General features: G+C 35.7%; 19 protein-coding genes and 1 tRNA gene. 10 read left to right on the forward strand and 10 right to left on the reverse strand.

The annotated features are described in order from the left end of the window. Position 1 precedes the first annotated feature (1 nt). The 3 genes from ACQKOF_RS22815 to ACQKOF_RS22825 form a co-directional block, all read right to left on the reverse strand. The gene (locus tag ACQKOF_RS22815) at positions 2-1,096 is read right to left on the reverse strand and encodes a glycosyltransferase family 4 protein (RefSeq protein ID WP_427562148.1); all 1,095 of its coding nucleotides are present in this window, start codon (positions 1,094-1,096) and stop codon (positions 2-4) included. A 237-nt stretch (positions 1,097-1,333) separates the two neighbouring features. Next, on the reverse strand, positions 1,334-1,969 hold the full coding sequence (locus ACQKOF_RS22820; RefSeq protein WP_427562150.1) for a sugar transferase: 636 nt from the start codon (positions 1,967-1,969) through the stop codon (positions 1,334-1,336). 478 nt (positions 1,970-2,447) lie between these two features. Continuing rightward, complete coding sequence (locus tag ACQKOF_RS22825) at positions 2,448-2,891, reverse strand: SACOL1771 family peroxiredoxin (protein ID WP_427562153.1); 444 nt, start codon at positions 2,889-2,891, stop codon at positions 2,448-2,450. Positions 2,892-3,282: 391 nt separating this feature from the next. Between ACQKOF_RS22825 and ACQKOF_RS22830 the strand changes: the two genes are divergently transcribed. Further along, positions 3,283-3,954 (forward strand): NUMOD4 domain-containing protein, encoded by a 672-nt coding sequence (locus ACQKOF_RS22830; RefSeq protein ID WP_427562156.1) that lies wholly within the window; start codon positions 3,283-3,285, stop codon positions 3,952-3,954. Positions 3,955-4,073: 119 nt separating this feature from the next. On the opposite strand, the gene ACQKOF_RS22835 is transcribed toward ACQKOF_RS22830, so the two are convergent. After that, positions 4,074-5,771, reverse strand: coding sequence for a GNAT family N-acetyltransferase (locus tag ACQKOF_RS22835; protein ID WP_427562159.1), 1,698 nt, complete (start codon positions 5,769-5,771; stop codon positions 4,074-4,076). 297 nt (positions 5,772-6,068) lie between these two features. Next, positions 6,069-7,757 (reverse strand): FAD-binding protein, encoded by a 1,689-nt coding sequence (locus tag ACQKOF_RS22840; RefSeq protein WP_427562161.1) that lies wholly within the window; start codon positions 7,755-7,757, stop codon positions 6,069-6,071. A 554-nt stretch (positions 7,758-8,311) separates the two neighbouring features. Between ACQKOF_RS22840 and ACQKOF_RS22845 the strand changes: the two genes are divergently transcribed. Then, entirely contained in the window at positions 8,312-8,998 is a 687-nt protein-coding gene (locus ACQKOF_RS22845; protein WP_427562192.1) for a zinc transporter family protein, read from the forward strand. Between the two features lie 175 nt (positions 8,999-9,173). Here ACQKOF_RS22845 and ACQKOF_RS22850 read toward each other — a convergent pair whose 3' ends face one another. Further along, a complete protein-coding gene (locus ACQKOF_RS22850) occupies positions 9,174-10,202 on the reverse strand; it encodes an S-layer homology domain-containing protein (RefSeq protein WP_427562164.1) in 1,029 nt (342 codons plus the stop codon). A gap of 467 nt (positions 10,203-10,669) precedes the next feature. Here ACQKOF_RS22850 and ACQKOF_RS22855 point away from each other — a divergent pair, with 467 nt between their 5' ends. Together ACQKOF_RS22855 and ACQKOF_RS22860 are read left to right on the forward strand one after the other, a co-directional pair. Then, positions 10,670-11,326 carry a hypothetical protein gene (locus ACQKOF_RS22855; protein WP_427562167.1) on the forward strand — a complete coding sequence of 219 codons (657 nt, stop codon included), beginning with the start codon at positions 10,670-10,672 and terminating at the stop codon, positions 11,324-11,326. Between the two features lie 229 nt (positions 11,327-11,555). Then, positions 11,556-12,455, forward strand: a complete 900-nt coding sequence (locus ACQKOF_RS22860) for a 3-hydroxyacyl-CoA dehydrogenase (RefSeq protein WP_427562169.1) — start codon at positions 11,556-11,558, stop codon at positions 12,453-12,455. A gap of 189 nt (positions 12,456-12,644) precedes the next feature. Here the strand turns inward: ACQKOF_RS22860 and ACQKOF_RS22865 are convergent, their stop codons facing one another. The 3 genes from ACQKOF_RS22865 to ACQKOF_RS22875 all read right to left on the reverse strand — a co-directional run bounded on the left by ACQKOF_RS22865 (position 12,645) and on the right by ACQKOF_RS22875 (position 13,823). Then, a complete protein-coding gene (locus ACQKOF_RS22865; RefSeq protein WP_427562171.1) occupies positions 12,645-12,845 on the reverse strand; it encodes a hypothetical protein in 201 nt (66 codons plus the stop codon). Between the two features lie 2 nt (positions 12,846-12,847). Further along, positions 12,848-13,438 (reverse strand): sigma-70 family RNA polymerase sigma factor, encoded by a 591-nt coding sequence (locus ACQKOF_RS22870; RefSeq protein WP_427562174.1) that lies wholly within the window; start codon positions 13,436-13,438, stop codon positions 12,848-12,850. Positions 13,439-13,580: 142 nt separating this feature from the next. Continuing rightward, entirely contained in the window at positions 13,581-13,823 is a 243-nt protein-coding gene (locus tag ACQKOF_RS22875) for a glutaredoxin family protein (protein WP_427562177.1), read from the reverse strand. A 129-nt stretch (positions 13,824-13,952) separates the two neighbouring features. Between ACQKOF_RS22875 and ACQKOF_RS22880 the strand changes: the two genes are divergently transcribed. The 5 genes from ACQKOF_RS22880 to ACQKOF_RS22900 all read left to right on the forward strand — a co-directional run bounded on the left by ACQKOF_RS22880 (position 13,953) and on the right by ACQKOF_RS22900 (position 15,236). Then, positions 13,953-14,023 (forward strand) — tRNA-Cys (locus ACQKOF_RS22880). Between the two features lie 41 nt (positions 14,024-14,064). Beyond that, a complete protein-coding gene (locus ACQKOF_RS22885; protein WP_083227054.1) occupies positions 14,065-14,238 on the forward strand; it encodes a YvrJ family protein in 174 nt (57 codons plus the stop codon). 5 nt (positions 14,239-14,243) lie between these two features. Further along, entirely contained in the window at positions 14,244-14,432 is a 189-nt protein-coding gene (locus tag ACQKOF_RS22890) for a hypothetical protein (RefSeq protein WP_427562180.1), read from the forward strand. A 161-nt stretch (positions 14,433-14,593) separates the two neighbouring features. Beyond that, complete coding sequence (locus ACQKOF_RS22895; RefSeq protein ID WP_427562183.1) at positions 14,594-14,815, forward strand: hypothetical protein; 222 nt, start codon at positions 14,594-14,596, stop codon at positions 14,813-14,815. A gap of 136 nt (positions 14,816-14,951) precedes the next feature. Then, complete coding sequence (locus ACQKOF_RS22900; protein WP_427562185.1) at positions 14,952-15,236, forward strand: hypothetical protein; 285 nt, start codon at positions 14,952-14,954, stop codon at positions 15,234-15,236. Between the two features lie 46 nt (positions 15,237-15,282). On the opposite strand, the gene ACQKOF_RS22905 is transcribed toward ACQKOF_RS22900, so the two are convergent. Further along, positions 15,283-15,780 carry an N-acetyltransferase family protein gene (locus tag ACQKOF_RS22905; protein WP_427562195.1) on the reverse strand — a complete coding sequence of 166 codons (498 nt, stop codon included), beginning with the start codon at positions 15,778-15,780 and terminating at the stop codon, positions 15,283-15,285. Positions 15,781-15,896: 116 nt separating this feature from the next. On the opposite strand from ACQKOF_RS22905, the gene ACQKOF_RS22910 reads away from it, so the two are divergent. Then, positions 15,897-16,469: a DinB family protein gene (locus ACQKOF_RS22910; RefSeq protein WP_427562188.1), complete on the forward strand. Its 573-nt coding sequence runs from the start codon at positions 15,897-15,899 to the stop codon at positions 16,467-16,469. The last annotated feature ends 141 nt before the right edge of the window (positions 16,470-16,610 follow it).

Here is a 16,610-nt window from a genome sequence, read left to right on the forward strand (position 1 = left end):
ATTAATCACCTTTCTTAGCCGACTTTAATACAGCCTGTTCGTAGACAAATAGAGTTTTCTGATACATTGGTAGAAACGTAAAATTCCTTAAAAAGCGACGTTCACTTGCGTCCCCCATTTTTTGACGTAAGCTCTCATCCATTAACAATTGTTTAAGCCTTTTCTTTAGTCGATCTTTATCATCTCGATTAATTAAAAATCCATTCTCATTATCAGAAACTAATTCATTGACGCCACCTACATTCGTAGCGATAATTGGAAGTCCCGCTCGCATTGCTTCAATAATGGAAATCGGTAAGCCCTCCCAATCTGATAACAAGACAAATAAATGACTTTCCTCAAGTAAAGATGTGACATCTAATTGATTGCCCAAAAATGAGACACGATCCGTTAAGCCTTTATCGGCAACGAATTTTTCTAAACTAGGACGAAGTGAGCCATCACCTATCAATTGTAGGCGCCAAGGTACATCAGAAAGCCCCGCTAAAGTCTCTAGCAATAAATCCTGTCTTTTTGGCACTTCAAAACGAGCAACCATCACAATTAATGGATGCTCCTCATTCTCTTTAATAGGTGCCACTTGCTTCTCTATTTGGTCGATGCCATTATGAATCGTCAACATTTTATGAGCAGGAGCAATTTTTTTCGTTAATGCTAGCTTGCGATCATATTCAGATACCGTAATAATTTTAGCTGTTAACGACTGAACCGATTTTTCCATTCGACTATACAGCCTCTTCTTTTTATGCGGTACGCCTTCTGTAAAACTCCAGCTATGGGCCGTAAAAACAGTTGGAATGTGTAAAAGCCTACCTACTACACGACCAATTGCGCCCGCCTTCGATGAATGTGCTGCAATAATATCTGGTTGTATTTTTTTAAATGTAGCTCTTAATTGCCAAAAGGTTTGTAAATCCTTTTTTAGGTGAATCGCTCGCTGCATGGCTGGGATACTGATCACATCAATTTTTTCTTCTTGAAAGCGCCACAGTGATGGATTATAAAGACCTGTTACAATGGTTACCTCGTGCGCTTCTTGCTTTAATTTTATAGCAAGTGCCGCCACATGCTTTTGCGCTCCGCCAATCTTATCCATACGTGTAATAAGCTGAACGATCTTCAGTACCTAACACTCCTTATTTTTATCAATTGTGCCTTGGCATAATTGCGTCTGGAATCGGCTTTGTGCTTGCACAAAGAACTCCTTTCCGATTCCATGCCATCCGCCGGAGGCTTTAACTTCTTTCAGCAGGCGTTTGGACCCCCCTGAAAACAGCTTAAATTCGCATCCATCTCACCACTTATAGAGGTAGGGGACTTCTGCTGAAAGAAGTTAATAAGCACCTGTTCTCGCTAACACTACGTAAAGTGTTTTGATGATAATTTTAAAATCCATCCAAAAGGAATGATTATCAACGTATTCTAGGTCATATGAAATTTTTTGTCCGTGAGAAATATTAGAGCGGCCGTTAATTTGAGCAAGCCCTGTTAAACCTGGCTTTACCTCTAAACGTCGTGCCTGTAAAGTGTTATAAGCATTTGTGATGGTTGGAACTTCTGGTCGTGGTCCAACAATACTCATATCTCCTTTTAAGACATTAATGAGCTGTGGAATTTCATCAATACTTAACTTCCGAAGAACGGCCCCAACCTTCGTGATTCGTACATCCTGTTCAGTTTTAAAAAAATAATCATCCGGAATTCCATCTGCACACATAGTAGGCATATTCACTGGAACTGCCTGTATGGTCATTGTCCGTAGCTTCCAAATAACAAAGCGCTGATGATCCTGTCCAGTACGGATTTGTTTAAAAAAAACAGGGCGGCCTGTGCCAATAAGAAGAATGAGGAATACTACCAACATAAGAGGAATGGTTATGAAAAGTAATAGGAGTGCCACCGCAATATCAATAATTCTTTTTCCGTACTGACTATAAAAATTAATAGTCTGAGCTGACTGCTCGTGCAATACATCATCCTTTGCATTTTTTTAGCACTTAATTTTATATATTCATTTGGGACATTTATAGAACTACTTTTGAAAAAGCAATTTCATAATAATATGTAAAAAGGAGGACCATCTCCATAACGTGGGGTTGATTTCCGTTCCCACTGGGGGCTTTCCTGGGGGCGTCGGGGCAACATGTGTTTTTTGTGCGAAAGCGTAGTGCAACGTAGCGGCAGCGACAGGATGTTGATCACGAAGGCGTTATCACAGGACGTGATGCCTTTAGCCTTCGTTCCCCTACTCGCTACGCTGCAGGGTCTCATCTGTGACGCTGATCTCCAAGGAGTCGCCCAGCCTCCACTCCAATTTACCTACTATAAATTCCATACATTCAAAAAAATATGATCTCAAATTTTTAGTAATGAATTAAAAAAGGAGTTAATTCAAAATCATTTTTGAATAACTCCTAACATTAATATATTCAACCATTAATTCCTTTTTATCCTTGTACAATTTGCACATCGCATGTAATTTGAACATTTCCTTTTAATGCCTTACTAATCATACACGTTTTTTCTGCCTTCTCAGCTAGTCGATCAATTCTTTTTTGTTCTTGCTCAGATAAATTTTGTACAACAATTTTTGGCTTATGTACGATTTTCTCATAAGTAAAAACACCATTCGTGACATCAACAAAACCTTCAGCTTGCATAGACAAATCCAACACAGCAATCTTCGAATTTTCAAGTAACGTAGCCAATGTAATCAAATAACAAGTTGCTGCCGCTCCAAGCAGCATTTCATCAGGATTTGTCCCAATCCCTGGTCCATTCATTTCTTGGGGAATAGAAATTTTCGTATTTAGCTTGTCCGCAACAATATTCCCCGTCCCATTTCTCCCCTCCGACCATTGTAAATTCATACTAAATAAATGTTGAACCATAATTAAATCCTCCTTTTGATTATGTGGTTATGGATTAGAGCGGTTGCCGGAGACCTGAGCAGTTCTGCACCATATCCGATCAGTTTTCGGGGCTACCCGAGCAGTTCTACGCTCTACCCGATTACTCCTCAGTCGGAACGAAAATCAACCCCGCGCTATGGCGATAAGGCAGTTACCATGAAAAACAATTAGTACTTACAAAATTAAATAATACTTTAATTTTACCATTTTGAAATTTAAAAAATTGATATGTTTATATAGTTAAAAAACACCTTTCTTCCCACGGCATAAAGAATTATCAATGCAATAATGAACACCAATTATTTAAGAAAAACAGGAAAACTGATTTTATGGTAGAATAGAAAAAACAATTCTTTAGGAGATTTTAAAAATGATTTTAACAAAGCAACAAGCAATACAAGCACTTAAAAAGAACAAATTTATCGGTTTTACTATTAAAACAGGAAATATTATTATAAAAAAAATGAATAAAACCGATTATAATATTTTCGTATTTGAAGAGGGCAAAGATAAACCAGTGCGCTATGTAGGCTCTATTATGAACGTGATGTCGACAATGAGCGACAAAGCTTCTAATAAGGATTTTGTCATTGTGGAGACTCTAAATAAAGATGAGGCTAAATCTGTAGAGAAAGATGCAGTCAAAGAAGTAGCTGAATCTGTAGAGAAAAATGAAACGAAAGAAGCTGCTAAGCCTGTAGAAAAAGATGCAGTCAAAGAAGCAAAGAAAGAAAAAGCAGAAAAAACAGCTGACTTCGATGAAGAAAGACGTGCCATTTCAGGTTACGAAGGCTTATATGATGTTACAGCGAGCGGTAGAATCATTACAGTGCGCGAAAATCGCCCATTAGCTCGATGCAACGACGAATATGGTTTCCATATTGTTCGACTAACAAAAGAAGGTACTGCTTCAAGTCACAATGTATTTGAACTTTGGAAGCAGGCATTCCCAAAACTTGAACAAACTAATTTTAAAGGTTCCTTAAAAGCAAAATATGGCACAGGCTGCAAGCTAACTGATAAACCAGGTGTACACTTTTAACTTCTTTCAGCAGATCTCTTTTGTCCCGAAAGCGTAGCGACAGGTACAGGTGTCCAAAATCCGCTAAAAGAAATTGACATAAAAAATCCTCAGCGTCACTTTATAGACGCTGGGGATTTTTAAGTAAACATTGGTAAAAGCGCTAATTGCCATAGATGGTCAATATTTTGCCCTTGTGATTGAAGGTATTTTAACCAATTGTTTTCCTGGCGGTATACCTTTTTCTTGTTAAATAATTGAATTATTTTTATTCTCTCTACCTTTTTAAATCCTAACTGTACTAGCTTTCTACGTCTTTTTCCTTCATACCAATGTACGGATGTACAGACGGCTCTTCCTTCCTCCTGCACTTTAGCAACGATATCGGACAGTTGACAATTATTTTCTTTAATGTAGGAAACATCAGATGGAAGTTTGTGTGTGAATCCAATTTCTTCTTCATATAATAGTTGATCATGTCTTAAAAAAGCTATTTCGTTCGCGCTATTTCTAAAGATCCGATAGCCCTTATGATAGTTTGAAACATAATTAGCACGCCCCCTATATGTCATCACGTCCTGAATAAGCATTTCATTAAAACTGGATGAATTTTGACCTTGATCTTTCTCGGAAACATAAATATCAAAAATATGAACAGCTATCAAACGATTAATTCCCTTTTTGAAAGAATGAAACCAATCCTTTAGACGAGCATTTTTTAAAAAATAGCGTAGTTCCCCTAATCGATCTCGTTTCAATTTTACGAGCTGATGATTATTCGTTAACTGACCTTTCAATCTGTCCCGCAAAATCATTATCAGTCGTAAAATACGTTCTCTTTTACCTTTCGTACTCATCACAAATCTTCTTGAAAAATCAATATCTGTATACCACTCAAACTTGTAGGGCTCATAACCACTGCCAAAATCATAGAAACGATAGTTCGAAGCATGTGCTTTGAGCATATTTTCTCGTTCTATTAAACGACCGGGTCCAAACATATTGAAATCAGGTTCATGTCCCATCGCTTGACAAAAGTTTCGATCTCTACAGCAAATATCGATAGTAAAGCCAATCCAATATCCCTCAAATTGGAGACTATCTACTTCTACTCGTAACGCGTTACTTTTCTCTTTAATCAAACACTCAAAAAAGCGTCTCGTTTGTTGTTCTGTAAACCCACTTTTATCGATTTTCTTCTGCCACCTTCTCTCAAACAAGTCAAACATGTCGGCTATTCTTTCACGATGTACCTCTTGAAAAGTTACGTACCCAAGCGCCTTTAACTTTTTTTCACGCCGATGAATCGATTTAAATTTTTTTCTATACTTATAAAGAAAATCCTCAAGTTTTATAGAATAAAAATCAATATAAGGAGTAACCGTACGAAAAATAGCATGAGGCATCTGATGCTCTATTGCATATTTTTCTAATATTTGAGATGTATTTTTACTTTCTAATAAACCATGTAGCTCTAAAATAAACCGTTCATATTTCCAAGAAAGCTCCTTTAGTAAATATTCAATCGATGGTTCCTTCCATTGCTTCACTGCTATTACTTCCATATAAGTAGCAAATCCCTGTCCTAAAAAAGCAAAATGATGTATACCACCAATTCGTTGACAACGAACAAATGGGAAAAATGAAACTGCCATACCTTTATGTTCGACTATGTAAATCTCTACATTGTCATTCACACCTAATGTCGTCCACCATGTCGAAACCCATTCAAACTCAATGAACGGATTATTATTTTTTTCACGTTCTAGTATCTCTGACCAAGTACTTTTATAGGACTCTAACTCTTCCATCGTTGTTACGAGTCTATAAGATAGCACGTGCATAATCACTCCTTTTTATAACTCATAAAAATTATCAATTTAACGCTCATCAACATGACCCTGGGGTTGATTTCAGTTCCAACTAGACACTTTCTTAGTGGCGTCAGCCTTCACTCCAATCAACTTATATATATGGCTTACGTTTTTAACAAATGTCTCCCTCCACTTTGGTGAGGATCGAATTTAACACTTTAATAGCTACTATATTCATAGCTACTTATCATTAGACCCCCCTAAAATCCAACCAAAAAACCTAAGTCTAGAAAATTACTAAACTTAGGTCGTAGAACATCTTTATACCTCTAGCATTGTCAATTCTTCCTTTTTAACTACATTTGCCATATGTGTTGTTGCAATATAGCTCAATGTCATACCAGGTCCTAATGTTGCACCTGGTCCTGGATATGTTTCGCCCATTATAGACGCTGAGCAATTCCCCGATGCATACAATCCTTCAATTGCCGTACCATCTGACTTTAAGACTCGAGCATGCTCATCCACTACTAAGCCCCCCTTAGTCCCGATATCTCCTGGATATAAAGGGAGTGCATAAAATGGAGCATTATTAAGCTCAGCTAGGTTCGGATTCTTCAAAGTAGGATCTCCATAATAATTATCATAGACACTATCTCCTCGGTGGAAATCTTCATCACGACCAATACGAGCAAAGGCATTGAAGCGTTCTACAGCTTCCACTAAATTTTCTGGGGGAACATTCATTTGCTCTGCAAGCTCTTCAATTGTTTGTGCACTTTTCACGATGCCATTTTTAATCCAACTTTTTGGGAAAGCTTGTCCTGGAAATAATCCTGTGAAAATATAGCGACTTTTTGCTGTTGCATCGATCAATATCCAAGAAGGTATTGCATCGTTTGTTTTTTGATGGTGACTATGCATATTGTCTACAAATTCATGATAAGGTGCCGCTTCATTTAAATAACGTTTCCCAGCACTATCCACAACCATCATATTAGGAACTCCGCGGTCTGCAACAAGGAAGAAAGGTTGCCCTTGTGGATCAATAACAGAAGGTGCTCCCCATACTTTATCCATTAAATCTAGTGTCGCCCCTATTTTCACGCTTGGCTCGATTATATCTCCTGTTTGTCCTTCTGGTGTAGAAGTCCATTTTGCGTTTGTTGGTGCTGGCAAATATTTTTCACGATATGCTTGATTATGAGAAAAACCACCTGAAGAAAGGACTACCCCACGCTTTGCCTCGATACGCATCTCCTGTCCATCTCGTTCAACTACGATACCAGTCACCCGATCATTTTCAACGATAAAATCTTTAAATGCAGTTGAGATCCACAGCTCTCCATTCGCTTCTGCTAGTGACATTCGTAAACGGGCTATTAGTGCTTCCCCTAATGCAACAGGCAGACTTCCTGTAACTTTCGACTTCACTAATCGTACGCCTAATTTTAACGCAGTTGTTTTCCCCTTTGTTGTGCGTCTAACCATATTTACCTTATGAAATTCAAAGCTATTCATCATAAAGCCTTTAGTAGACAATGTTGAACGACGCATCGTATCTACTAATGTTCCCATTTTCTTTAAATCAAAAATAAGTGGCTCAATTGACCGTCCTTGGGGTAAGCCACCTGGTTTTTCAGGATAATAATCTGAATAACCTTTAGCATACTGGAAACGCATATGCCTAGTATGATTAATTAAAAACTTTAACATTTCTGGTCCTCTTTTAATATAAGCTTCCTTTAAAGCCTCTGGTACACGATCACCAATGGTTGAATCTAAGTATAAACGCGCTAGTTTATGTGTATCAGGAACACCCTCACCCTTAATCACATGATTATTTGGAATCCATAGTGCTCCGCCAGACAAGGCAGATGCTCCACCATAACGCTCTGTCTTTTCAATGACTAATGATTTCATACCCTGTAGCTTTGCTGTCAAACCTGCTGTTAACCCTGCTGCCCCTGAACCTACTACTACCACATCATAGCTCGCATTCCATTTCATACTTACATTCCTCACCTTCATTAGTAGTTACTAAATCAATGAATCTGGTATTACTACTAAAGAGTATAAAATTTAACTAATATTCAGTCAATTTAATACCATCTTAATTTGTGGAGGATGTCTGTTCCATTTCGAATATCCAGATTTCGATAATAAAACCCCTAAAAAGTAATACAATGGACTTTTTCCTAAAACTTACGATTATCATATTCGTTTCTACTTAGCATATATTTTATCAACTATGCTTTGGCATAATTGCGTCCGGAATCGGCTTTGTGCTTAGGCCTGCAGATGTTTTTTGCGCGAAAGCGTAGCGGCAGCGGCACCGAAGCAGGTCAGTTAGCCGTTATCGCATGGATGCGATGATTTTAGGCTAACATCCTTTAAGAACTCCTTTCCGATTCCGTGACATCCGCCGAAGGCTTTAACTTCTTTCAGCGGGTGTCCAAACACCTGTACCTGTCGCTACGCTTTCGGGACAAAGGAGATCTGCTGAAAGAAGTTAAAACGGCTTAAAGAATATATAGGGTGGAGGAATTTTGCAGTTGAGTGCAATGATACTTGGTGGTTTTCTTTTTTTAAGTGCTAGCATAGGAGGAGCCTTAGCTTGGGTATTCTCTAAGCTATTTCAGCATACAACTCATGGATTATCATTATTATGTGGTGGATTTTTAGTTGGCTTACTTGTAGTAGATGTCATTCCTTCTTCTTTTCAAATATACAAATCATTTGGCCTTTTACTTGGAATTTTGATTGGCTATTTAATATTTGAAATACTCAATAGTTTATTTCACGCTTCCCATACACAAAATCCCTCTGTATCACTACTTGCTATCGCTATAATTATCCACACTATTCCGATGAGTCTTACTGTCGGACAGCTACTAGGGAACGCCGCATTAAGTATTGCACTAACAGCTTCCATTATTCTACATCATCTACCAGAAGGTTTTGCACTTTCAACAGCATTATTATCGCAAGGAGAAAGGCTATGGAGGCTCTTTATTTATTTTATAGCATTTTCGATTTTCTTTAGTATTTTTATACAGATCGGCCAATATTGGGAGTTATCTGATAAGGCACAAGGAGTACTAATGGGCATATCGATTGGGTTAATCGCAACCGCAAGTATTTCAGAATTTATTTTGCATCATATTCGTTCAGTATCACGAAAATCCTTTATAGCATATATTTTATTAGGTTATTTATTAAGTCACGCATTTCATATGCTGGTCGAATAAAAAAGAGGCTGGGACAAAAGTGTTTCAGCCAACAAAAATACCGAACTATCCAATGAAACGCTCATGAAGTGTTTCGAAATAGTTCGGTTTTTCTAGTTATCGTGTTTTGTTAATTTAGAGATTATTCGGCTTTATGAAGGAACCATTTAGTTATGTCCCAGCCTCTTCTTTTTTATTAATTATCGTCACCAACTAACATTAATGTTAGTGTTAAGATTTTAGAGAACTGTGCACGTGTAAGATTACCTTTTGGATTAAATTGACCGTTTGCTCCATCAATAACACCCAATTGCTTTAATAATCCGATTGCTTCAACAGTTTCCTGACGCATTTGGTTTTTGTCTGTAAATGGGTTATTTTTGCTAACCTTACTTACATCAAAGTCCATTCCTTCTAAGTATCTTGCTGTTACAAATGCCATTTCCTCACGTGTAACAGGTTTATACGGCTCAAAATTAACACCATCAAAAATATCGATTAAGCCATATTCCTCTAAAATTGCTACTTCCTTTGCACCCGGGAAATTTGCTAAATCTTTATATGTAGCAGGACCTTCATAATCTTCATTCACATCTAAAGCAGAAGCACGGAAAATCATAGAAGCTAATTGTCCACGTGTTACTTGTCCATTTGGATTAAATGTTGTAGCAGATGTACCATTAATAATGTCTGTTTGGAACAGTAATTGGATATAGCCCTCTGCCCAATGTCCAATAGTATCCGTGAAGTAACCACCTGGTTTTAACACAAAATCATCTTCCTGAATTGATCCAATAAAATCATTCAAATCCTCATCAGCTAAAGCTTGCCATTTCCCTTCAGCATAAACTTCTGCCTTAAATGCATTTCCAGATGGAGTAAATTTCATTTGAATAGAGTCACCGAAAAGTTCTTTAAATTCTTTTTGTTCTTGTGCACTCATTTCAGTAGTTTTCAATAGTGCTTGTAGCGATAACTTTAATGTAATATTATTTTTCGTCGTCACTAAAGTCATTTCTTTATCTTCATATGCTAATTTAGAGATTACTAGTGTTTTATAAAGATCTTGGTATGTCATTGATTGCGCTTGTTTAGTCGCTGCAACTGCCTGTTTTGGGTGGATAAAGCTAGCAACATCTACGTTTTCTTGTGCATTTGCTTGTAACCCAAAACCTCCTGTAAAACATGCAATACTAAGTGCGCTAGCTAAAAGTGTCTTTTTCATTATACTTGCCCCTTTCAATTCATAAATTTAGTGTACTAAAATAACTGTTAGTAAATCTATAAAAATATGGAAGTTATTCAAAATTATAAGAAAGTCCTATTTTTCACAACGTAAAAAATTACTAAATCTCCATAGAAAGTCAAGAAGTATATTACATAATTTCTACAATGTATTAGGTGGTTTTTTCAATAAATCCAACGAAATGTACGATTATCTCTTACTTTGTATAAATTTCGTATTATAAATATGCTTTATCTCTCTTTTTATTTATGTCGAAAAAATAGTAAATCTGTTTTTTCTTTAGTAGGTATAAAGTAGATAGTAACCAACACCAATTCATGCTCTTTAAGTTGAAATAATCAAGGGATTTTCTTTGTGCGAAAAAAAATTCAATGCCGATTGTAGTTCTATATATTAAAATATTTGATATATGGAAGATTTCTATCTAAAGAAAGGAGTTTCAGTACTTGGTAAATACACTTGTAAATATATTAGTCCTTATAACTCTATTCAGTATCGTTATAGTAATTGTGTCTCTTCTTCTTGCAGTGTTCAATTTCATAAAAATGGATCGAATTAAAGCACTAAAAATGCTAAAATTAACCACGATCCCCATTATCATTATGATTTTTTGTATGATTGGCTATTGGGATATTTCACCTGAAGATAAAGCAAAAAAAGCAGAGGTGGATATTACATATGAAGAAAAACCAGTAGCTAAAGTAGAATCAGCTGAAGATGCAACTTGGCAGGATAAAGTAAAAGAGGTTGCTTCTCTTAATAGCACTCCTCCTAAAAAATTCGATACAATTGAAGCCTACGCTAAAAAGTATCCAGCTACAAAGGCTGAAATCAAAGAATTCGAGGATTACATCATAGCCGAATATAAAAATAAAAAATATTTAGCAGACGTACAAAATGATGAATATATGTTAGGTAATATTTTTAAGGCATATGTAGTGAATAGATACTATGGAGAAGAAGAAACGCCTATCAACGATTTTGTCTTTGGGTTTTATCAAAACTCTAATTATACTTTTAAGGGACTCGAATCAACTAATAGTAATGCAATAAAATATAATGAACGCCAAATGGATAAAGCATTGACAGTTATTGAAAATTAAATGTCACTCTCTCGGGTGACATTTTTTTTATTGTTATTCGTCCATACTTGAACGAAGCTATGCTTTTGAAGAAATTCAATTCAGCACTGAATTCTTTATATCATAATAATAATAGAGGCTTTCATTTGATTTTTCAATATCGAAAGAAGTAGTATGGAGTTGTTATAAGGGATACATTACATATCCAAACAATTATATTAATGTAACAATTTCGAAAGGGGAATTTAAGATGAATTATCAAAATATTACAGTTGCAGGTAGCGGTGTTCTAGGTAGTCAAATTGCTTATCAATCAGCTTTTAAAGGATTTAATGTAACGGTATACGATATTAATGATGAGGCATTAAAAAATGCACAAGATCGTATCACAAAATTAAAACCGTTATACCAACAAGATTTAGGTGCGACTCAAGAAGAAGTGGATGCTGCATATGCACGTTTATCATTTAAAAGTGATTTATCAGAAGCGGTTGCAAATGCTGATCTTGTGATCGAGGCGATTCCTGAAGTTGTTAAAATTAAAACAGAATTTTACACAAATCTTGGAAAAGTAGCCCCTGCTAAAACAATCTTTGCGACAAACTCATCAACGTTATTACCAAGCCAATTTGCAGAAGCAACTGGTCGTCCAGAGAAGTTTTTAGCACTTCACTTTGCAAATACGATTTGGAAAAACAACACAGCCGAAATTATGAAACACCCAGGCACTGATATGAAAGTATTCGATGAAGTGGTAGAATTTGCACGTGCAATCGGCATGGTTCCACTTCCATTATATAAAGAACAACCAGGCTACATTTTGAATTCATTACTAGTTCCATTTTTAAATGCTGCTGAATTTCTACTATTAAACGAGGTAGCGGACCCAGAAACAATCGATAAAACATGGATGATCGGTACAGGAGCACCATTAGGTCCATTCGCCATCCTTGACATTGTCGGCATTAACACTTGTGTCAACATTGTAGAAAAGGAAGCCGCTGCTACTGGTAATGAAAACTTGAAAAAGTTAGCTAGCCTCTTTAAAACAGAGTATATCGAAAAAGGCAAACTTGGCCGTGAAACTGGCGAAGGCTTCTATAAATATCCAAACCCAAACTTCGCAAAGCCTGATTTCCTAAAAGGCTAATTAATCAATAAAACGATGTACATAGTGTCTTTGCTATGTGCATCGTTTTATATTTTTTCAATGTGTCGACATCGGGTGGCTACTCGATACGCCTAGGTTTACTAACAATGTGATCAGCTATTAACTCGACTGATCAGCTTTGCCAAGAACTTAATTAGATTTCCAGCTCGAGCCACCTAGGTATACAGTTCACGAGAAAAAATCCCAAAAACTAGGCGCATCCTGAAACCTTACAGTTGCAAGCTTTTCTATAATTTTTAATTTAATTTCTTGTTCCAAGTCTTCCCTTTCCTGATAGTCTGTATTGTGTAAACATTGTTTAATTTTAGGTATGAAATTCTCTATAATGGTTAGAGTCTCTTCGTTATGTTGATTTCCGAAATTCGCCATAGTCATTCCTCCTTTTTTCTGAGTGTATTATTGAGTTTATTTAAAGCCTTCCTGTGAAGGTTTGATATATTTTGCGGTGTTGTTTGTAATGTTTGAGCGATTTCTTTTATAGAAAGCTCTTTTACATAAATCATCTCTAAAATTTGAAGCTGTTTAACTGTTAGTTTTTGTAGGGACTTTAAAAGCTGTTCATCTTCAATATTGTCCAATAGCCCTTCCCCAACTATATTATCAAGTTCCGTATCATTGCTTGCACCTTCTATTAACTCTTTTGCAGTCTTACCATCCTTTTCTGATAAGCCCTTATCTAATATTAATAAAGTGCGATTTTGCAGCCTTCTTCTTTTTTTATCAAAATCTAAGCTAAAGAAATAAATTAAATTACTGACGTATTTGGTCTTCCTAACATTTTTATAGTGAGATTGAAAAGAATCATCAACGAGTTTCTTATTAATATCAGTTGGATATAAAATTGCTTTTTGCACCAAATAAAGATTTTGGGAATCCGACAAAAAGCTTTTTATAATTGGATTGTTAACCTGCTCATTATTTCTATAGAAGAATTCCTCTATTTTTTGATTATCTTTCTCCATTTAATAATCCCTCCTATATCCGCCCTCTTTCTATATAAAGTGAATGTAGTATCTATATTATAAACCAAAACAGGAACAAATGTTCTTAAAAAGGATAAAAAAATCACCTTTTATACAAAAAAGGTGATTTAATCCAACTTCTTCAAAGATCTAAAATAGCTTTTATTTTTTCTGGCTGATAACCAATAATTTTCTCTACTTTATTATAAGTGACTACTAAAGTAAATGGGATAGCGCTCATATTATATTGCTTAAACTCCTTTAATACGTGCTCTTCATTTATATCCTTATTGATATTAGTAATATTATTTTCTTCTAACCATTCCTTTAACCTAACACAATATTGACATCCATCGCTTGAATATACCGTTAAATCATACTTCATCTTAGAGACCTCCTTTTTTCAAAGAGGACTAAACATAAGATATGAAACCATAACAAAATAATATTTTTTTAACTGGAAGGTTGTTTTTATGAAGGAAGGATCCTCTTTACATATTACAGTTAAAATTTTGGTGATATAGCCAAGCAGTAAGGCAAGGGTCCGCAAAACTTGGATCCTCGGTTCGAATCCGAGGATCACCTTATATTACCAATTTGGAGTAAGAGGGAGGGTGATTTACATTATGACACCAGAAAATGTTCCAATGTGGATTAGCTTAATAGGAAATTTTGGATTCCCTATTGCCATAACCGTCTATCTGTTCATTCGCTTTGAAAGGAAAATAGATAAATTAGAAGCTGTCATCATGGAGTTATCTGAAGTTATAAAATCTCTTAATTACAAAAAAGGAGGGTGATCCACATGGAAATTGGAAAATTAATGGCTTGTTACTGTAAAGCAAGAGAAATTCAATCATTTTATTCAAGTTGTTTAACGAATGACAGTCTTTCTCCAAAAGAACGCGGTTTACTAATACATCTTATTAAAAATGCCAGTCTTTCTTCTAATTTATTGAGGGAATATTGTCAGATTCAAGCTAAAGAAATATGATCTATTTACAAGTAAACCCACCAAAAAATTTAGGATATAGATTACCTAAATTAATTTGGTGGGTGTTTTATTTTGTATTAAATTTCATTGTGACCCCGATGTAATTTATTGCTAAAAGGTTTATCTCTTTTGTATGATTGTAATTAATAGGAGGGGAATTTATGATAGCCTACAAGAGAATTGCTGTACTATATTTTCTTATTATGTTCCTTAGTATTTTTATTGCTACACAGGTGAACAGTATATTAGCTGGTGTGTTGGTTCTTGCTTTTTTGTATTGGTTGTTTATTGGTTTTCCTTATTTATTACAAGAAAAGGTGAAGTTTTTCGAGATATGTTGGAGTTGGTTAACAAAAGGTGAAAGAATAGGTCCTAGAAACTGAAGATTTATCCGCAAAATTTACTGAATATTCAAACGAACAACGAGTAATGTAATCAAATCCGGGAAGCTTAAATTCTTTATCAGATTTTTATTTCAAGCATACTATACATCAATAAAAGGATCGATTGGAGGCAATTATGATTAGCAACAATAAAATTGCAACGACCAATATTGTGCTGGCAATTTTACTTGTTTTAAGTATCACCTATAATTATTTTTACAATCAATCACCAATTCAAATTGAACGCTTAGGTAATTTAGGGTTTTGGCTAGCATTCCCATTATCAATCATCAATATAGTACTGAGCATAAAGCTACTGAAAAATAAAACGGGTAACGCTAGTAGCTACGTCACTTTTATGATTGCTGGTATTATTTTAATCATTGCTTTAATTTCATTATTTCATTGGGGATCGCCATAAAAAACAACAAACTCCAAAGGCTAAAAAGCTATTGGAGTTTTTCGCTTTAAAGATACAAAACCATATAATCCTCATCAAAATATTGCTGACCTATTTTTAATGCCCTCTTCTCCGTTCCAAAAATCTCAAACCCTAAAGAAGAATACAGACTTTTTGCTGAAGCATTCGTTGACACAACCGTTAGAGTAAGTTGTTCAACTCCCTTTAGTTCCCTCGCCTTATTAATCGCTTCGACCATTAAACGCTTACCAATGCCAAACCCTCGCTTTTTCGGAGAAACATAAACAGCAAAGATGCTCGCTTTATGCTTTAACTTAAGCTTACTTTCCTGAACTAACGTCGCAACGCCTACTAATTCTTCATGATCAAATACCCCTAACGTATAAGAACCCTGTGATTCAAATCTGTTGGCAAACAGCTCGATCGAATAATCCTTTTCCTCCTCAAAGCTAGAACCAAATGCCTCGGGATTATTTTGTAGACCCTCTAATCTTAAATTCCGATAGGCTTCAGCATCTGCAGCTGTTAAAAATCTACTGTTCATTCTTATCTCTCCTCGATACTTTTCATTTTTATCGACAATTACTAATAGTGTTTTATGTACTTTCACAAGATAGTTTCCTAAAATGGAAATAGCAGCATGAAGGAGAATGTTTAAATATGAAATCTAACAGTATAGCAAATCATTTTCATACATTACAGGAGCAGCGAACTCATTACCTACCTTGCATTCAATCACTCTCGCAGGAACAACTATGGCATCGTGAGAAAGAAGGTAAATGGTCAATCGGTGAACACTTCTATCACCTTTATCTAATCTTAAAAATGCTTAAAACAGCAACAAAGTTTTCCTTACTACTGACGCCTTACGCGAAAATGCGAAGAAACAAACCATTCGCCACTGACATACATGATATTTACGAGGAATATAAAAACAAAAAAGGCCGAGGTATGAGAGCTCCAGGAATATTAGTGCCTCCCTCAAAAATACGTTTTACGCTGAGCATTGACGAAATCGAACAATTACTAGTGAACGAAATGAGCGCAATGCAAGAATTAGTAAAAAATATTGAGGAGGATATTGCCGGGCATATTGTCTTCCCAGACCCTATCGCTCACTATCCTAACCTTATTCAATCTATCCAGCTACTTGCGATCCACGAAAAGCATCATTTTAGAATAATGACGGAGCAATATAGTCGATTGATTACGTCTAGCGAAGCTTTATTCTAAGCATTTTGAAATGAAAAAACTATGATCCATTAAAGTAGATTTTATTTATGACGGATTGTAATATTAAGTGCAACACCCAGAAGTCAATATAAAGGAAGCCCATAACGACCTCGTGTAGAATGTAGTTACCACACCAAATTC

This window comes from Lysinibacillus sp. NPDC093190 (assembly GCF_050280425.1).
Taxonomy (GTDB): Bacteria; Bacillota; Bacilli; order Bacillales_A; family Planococcaceae; genus Lysinibacillus.